The sequence below is a fragment of the Mycobacterium sp. genome (genome assembly GCF_052144515.1).
In the GTDB taxonomy this organism is placed as follows: Bacteria; Actinomycetota; Actinomycetes; order Mycobacteriales; family Mycobacteriaceae; genus Mycobacterium.
Map to the genome: position 1 here is coordinate 1 of NZ_JBKQQD010000175.1, position 4,958 is coordinate 4,958.

The following is a 4,958-nucleotide window of genomic DNA, read 5'->3' on the forward strand; positions in this document are numbered from 1 at the left end:
TGGATAATCGTCATTATCCATGAAACAGTTCTCCGTTTTCATCAGATGAATCAGCGAACGAACGCCCCGCAGCAGCAGCCGAATCGGCGACCTCTGGGTTATGAGCTAGCCGGTCGCCGTCTACCCCAACACGTTCGGTCTCATAACCGCAGGCCGGCGACGTTCAGCCGTCCGACCTGTCTCGCCCCGTCCCGCTTGTTCGCATCGGTTCCGCCGTGTTCCGTGTCCAAATCCGTGGCCAACCCATCGAGCGACAATTACAGTCGCCTCGCCGCTGGTGATGCCGGGTTGGATGCCGGGGTCCGGAGCGATTCCTTGTGGGTTCGCGTGGCGGTGGTGACAATGGGGCAGGGGTGGAATAGCAACAACTTCTGCGGTCGCCGTCGGAGGGGACGAACATGCCTGGGCGTGTGGAGTGGACCGAACTGGGCGGTGACGAGGCCGAGACTGTTCTGGCCAACCTGATCTACAGCGAGCATCCGACGGCTACCCGTGTCCGCCCCTCGCGGGGTGACTTTGGCCTCGATGTGCTCAACCCGAGCAAGGGAGAGCCTGCTAAGTACGACAACTATCAGATCAAGAAGTACGCGAAGACGCTGACCCAAAGGCAGAAACGCGATGTGGAGGACTCGTTCCGGCGTGTGTTGATCGGGATGGTTCGCCGGGAGCCTCGGAAGGTGCCGCTCGCTGACTGGTACCTGGTAGCGCCCGTCGACCTGACGGTGGACAAAATGCTGGACTGGTTTGACGCGATGCCTGACGCAGTCATTGCAGATATGTTCGCCAACGAGAAACTCGCGCTGACTGGGGCGGAGAAACAGGAGATCCGCGCATGGAAAAGCGCACCGGGACGAATCATCAAGTGGGAGGGCCGGTCGTTCTGCGAGACGATGGCGGGCAAGTACCGGCACGTCATCGACTATTACCTGCACGGTGGGGAAGAACAACTTCGGCACGCTGTTGCAGAAATGACGGCAATCCTCCTCCGCGACACAACGCTCCCAGCACCGACCGCCGCCAGCGACACGGCCGCATTGGTCACGCCCGCAGAGCTGATTCCACATCTGCATCGAGTGTTCAATGCGCTGGACACCGACCCGCACTATCGGTACGAGTTCAGCCTCGACCTCGCGCCGCGGGAGATCACGAGACAAGAAGGCATGGTCGCCGCGACACAAATGACGGTGCCTGACGGGCAGACCCTGACGTTCCGTGTCTACAGGCGGTTCGCCGAGGCGGAAAATGAGCGCCCCATCCCGTTCAAACTCATGTTCGCAGCAGACGACGCGGATTTCGACCTTGAGGCGTATGACAGCTGGCGGAAGTACGGAACACCGCTCACGGCGCCGGCGGAGGTCGACATTGACCTCCCGGGTGGTCTCGGTGCGCCCCTCGCCGGCGGCCTCACCGAAGTATCGGTTGAAGCCGTGGGGCAGACCTACCAAGTGCGACTTCGCATCCGCAAACCTGACGGAAGTGCCGGAGAGCCGATGTTATTCACGATCACCGCGAAGACGGGGCCGGAAGGCACGGGCGTATGGGAGAGCGGAACGGACGAATCTGGGTATCTGACGTTCGAGACTAAGACCGATCTCGAGACGCACGCGGGCACGTGGGGCTTCAAGCGTCCGAGGATTGTTGGCCAGCAGATCGACTCGGTACTGCCGATCATCGAATTCATGCAGGACGTGGCCGCGCCCAACACCTTGCAGATCGCCCAGACCATCGGACCATTCATCGACTACCGCGACATCCCGTCTCGGGAGCCCGCATTCCCGGAATCCGTCATGAACTACCTCCGCGCTCTGTCGATCATTCAGGGCGCCACGACAACACCAGTTCTCATTCCGGATCTCTCCGAGGTAACGCCCGAGGAAGCACTGGCCGTGATCGAGGCGGCGAAACTGCTCACCGGCCAGACGGTGTTCAGTCAATGGGACGAGGCACGGTTCCTGCCGGAAGCCACACCAGAGGTCGGCGCCGACTTGAGCGCGAGGCAAGTTGACTTAGACGACCACTACGAGATCAAGATCGTCGAACCGCTGATCGTGAAGGTCGGCGACGCCGAGTACACGCTGTGCGCCGTCGAAAGGCGACTGCTTTCAGTGCATTACGAACTCGACGAAACAGGCACCATTGTGGCGCGTCCGCTATTGAACGACACGGCCTACACCGTAATAGCTCCTGGCGAGCCCATTCCCGATCGGAACTTTAGGCCGGTCCAGGGGCGCTTGATCGGCAAGATCGCAGAAGCTCTCGCAGAGCAGCAGCGCGAGGACTCCGAGGAGGGTAAGCAGCAGGGCAAGGACTCCGAGTAATCCTTCGTGAAACCGCCCTGCTATTCGGGGAAACTCCGGCGCCGCCGGCTCCTGGTAGTTCTCATTTCTCCACTTCGGCCCGCGGGATTAAGCAGAATCGCGGTCGTGATTAGAAAGCCGCCCCTCGGGCAGTCGCTCGCGGACGTCGAGCCGCAGCTGGCTGCGAAGTGGCATCCAACGCTGAACGGCGACCTGACGCCGGCCGCCGTGCTCCCGGGCAGCAACGCAATGGTCTGGTGGCGGTGCTCGATGTGCCGACGCGAGTGGCAATCCACGGTCTTCAAGCGGGGGAAAGGGGGCCAGGGTTGCCGTGATTGCGGAATCGCTCGCAGAACGGCGCTTCGAGCCAAGCCGGCGCCTGGACAGTCGCTTGCTGAACTTATGCCTCAGTTGTCACCGGAATGGCACCCGACACTCAACGGCGATGTGACCCCAGACGACGTTGTTCCTGGGAGTGCCTTAAGAGCCTGGTGGCGCTGCTCATCTTGTCGATTTGAATGGACTACTCCCGTCTATCGCCGGGGCCGAGACGGCACTGGATGTCGGAAGTGCTACTACGCGCGTCGAGGCATTGCGCGAGCAACGCCTGAGCTTGGGAGGTCGTTCGTGGACCTCTATCCAGACGTTGCTGCCGAATGGCACCCCACACTGAATGGGGAGGTTAAACCGAGTGCCGTTAAGCCAGCGAGCAACAAGCCACGCTGGTGGTTGTGCCGTAATTGCGGCCACGAATGGCAGGTCTCACCCAAGGATCGACGTCGCGGCGAGCAATGTCCCAGATGCGCGGAGCATCAAAGAAGCCTGACGAAGTCCACACCGAAACCAGGCCAGTCACTCCTAGCTATCTACCCTGACATCGCCGCGGAGTGGCACCCCACGAAGAACGCTCCAATGACAACCGCCGACGTCAATCCCGGCGCTAAAAACAGGTACTGGTGGAAGCGCCGTAACTGCGACGACGAATGGCCGGCGACCCCCTACCACCGCACGCAACGTGGACAGGCTTGCCCGAAGTGCAGTTACCAATTCAGGAGTCGCACCAAGGCCACACCAAAGCCGGGGGAATCACTCGCTGAGAAGAATCCCGAACTCGCCGCCGAGTGGCATCCGACGCTGAACGGGTCGCTTACCCCAATTCCCCACTCACCCGGGCTCAAGCCCCGCGGCACAGTGGAAACGATGCTGCGCCGGCTCAACCCGTCCGCCAAGATCATCTGCACCGACCATGGCGTGGTACCGCTGGACGCCGTCCTGGACACCGGCCTGTTCGATCCCGTACTTGCAGAGAGCGCACCGGGGTGGGACGAGGAGATCGCGGGGGGCCACACCCCCGAGACCGAGGAGTATGGCATCAGCAGCATGACGTTCCGCGCCACTCGTCCGTTTCATCCCCAGCGGTTGGAACTGGCTCTGGACGCGCTTCGTGGGGTGTTGCGTAGTAAGAGATTCTGTTGGATCGCCAGCCGCCCGTCGATCGCGGCGATCTGGTCGCAAGCCGGGCCGAACCTGGTGATCGAACCCGCGCAGTACTGGTCCACCGCAGACATCGGACCGAGTCAGGAGATCGTGTTCATCGGTGTACGGCTGGACCGCGACCGGGTAGACCGCTTACTGGAATCCGCATTGCTCACCGACGCCGAACTCGTTGCGGGCGAAAAACAGTGGATCACCTACCCCGATCCGCTGCCTTCATGGGGCGTCACGCACTCCCACCGCTAGGGGATGGCAAGAACACCGGCATGTCTCGAGAGGAACACAATGGATGATGATTTTTACCGGCAATCGCCGGAGATGTCCCGGAAGAGCTTGACTGGGCGATCGGCGCACTGATGGGGCTGCGCGGGTGTTCTGAGCGCGAGGCCTTCCAACAAATCGCTGACGCCGCTTATCAGACCGGCATCGGTCTGGGTGCCCACGCTCGTGCGCTGCTCGCATTGGTGCGCCGGGGTAGTGAAGAAACCTCGAGTTCGGAAGCGCTGAGCTACTGGCGCCCGCTTATGCGACAGTCATCCAGCCACCGACCACTGACGGCGTAACGGACCGCCTGACGATCAGGCGGTGGCGGCCTTCCGGCGGGCCCCGAACACCCTGAAGAAGCGACGACTAAGTCGGGTTGTTGGAACGGATTGTCCCTGCGTAGCACGGCGGTGGTGGCCGCGGCGCTGGATGGTCTGAAACGGCCGATCTATCCCCACCCCGGTTCGGGCGGGGTGCTCCCCGAGGCGCGCCAAGTTCTGCGCACCGGGCAGCTGACTGGCTATCTTGTCGTTCCGACGCTGTTTCTCATGGGTCACACGACCGAGTTGATAGGCGAACGGCTCCCCCACCGTCGCCGCGGATCCGAAGACACCGCGGCCGAAGTCTTAAAACTTCGTGCTTCGGGGGTTTCGCGTCGGCCCCGAGGTGTCGCATTTCAGCGCTGGTACACAATCCTCGGCGCGCGCCGTGCGATGGGCGGGGCGATCGCGAATCCTGGATGGCTGGGGCTCCGTACGGCCGCCGTCAATCAGCTAACGGCACACATTCAGGCGGCGGGCCTAGCTTCGCGTCGCGGCTCCTACCCCGGCTTAAGAAAACGCCAGGGCAGGGCCGGTTGACTCCGCGCCCCAGCGCAGCCGCTCAAGCAACAGCGCCTCGGGC

The 4,958-nt window shown here is 62.3% G+C and carries 3 protein-coding genes and 2 pseudogenes; all 5 read left to right on the plus strand.

Features of this window, described 5'->3' with window-relative positions; translation table 11 throughout:
* Positions 1 to 410 precede the first annotated feature (410 nt).
* The 5 genes and pseudogenes from ACLP9N_RS11735 to ACLP9N_RS11755 all read left to right on the plus strand — a co-directional run bounded on the left by ACLP9N_RS11735 (position 411) and on the right by ACLP9N_RS11755 (position 4,915).
* Complete coding sequence (locus tag ACLP9N_RS11735; RefSeq protein WP_442407567.1) at positions 411 to 2,318, plus strand: hypothetical protein; 1,908 nt, start codon at positions 411 to 413, stop codon at positions 2,316 to 2,318.
* Between the two features lie 105 nt (positions 2,319 to 2,423).
* Positions 2,424 to 3,326, plus strand: a pseudogene (locus ACLP9N_RS11740) (zinc-ribbon domain-containing protein); the annotation flags it as partial.
* 156 nt (positions 3,327 to 3,482) lie between these two features.
* A pseudogene (locus tag ACLP9N_RS11745) lies at positions 3,483 to 4,037 on the plus strand (GTP-binding protein); the annotation flags it as partial.
* A 98-nt stretch (positions 4,038 to 4,135) separates the two neighbouring features.
* Entirely contained in the window at positions 4,136 to 4,354 is a 219-nt protein-coding gene (locus ACLP9N_RS11750) for an ANTAR domain-containing protein (RefSeq protein WP_442407569.1), read from the plus strand.
* A 90-nt stretch (positions 4,355 to 4,444) separates the two neighbouring features.
* Positions 4,445 to 4,915, plus strand: coding sequence for a hypothetical protein (locus tag ACLP9N_RS11755; RefSeq protein WP_442407568.1), 471 nt, complete (start codon positions 4,445 to 4,447; stop codon positions 4,913 to 4,915).
* Positions 4,916 to 4,958: the final 43 nt, after the last annotated feature.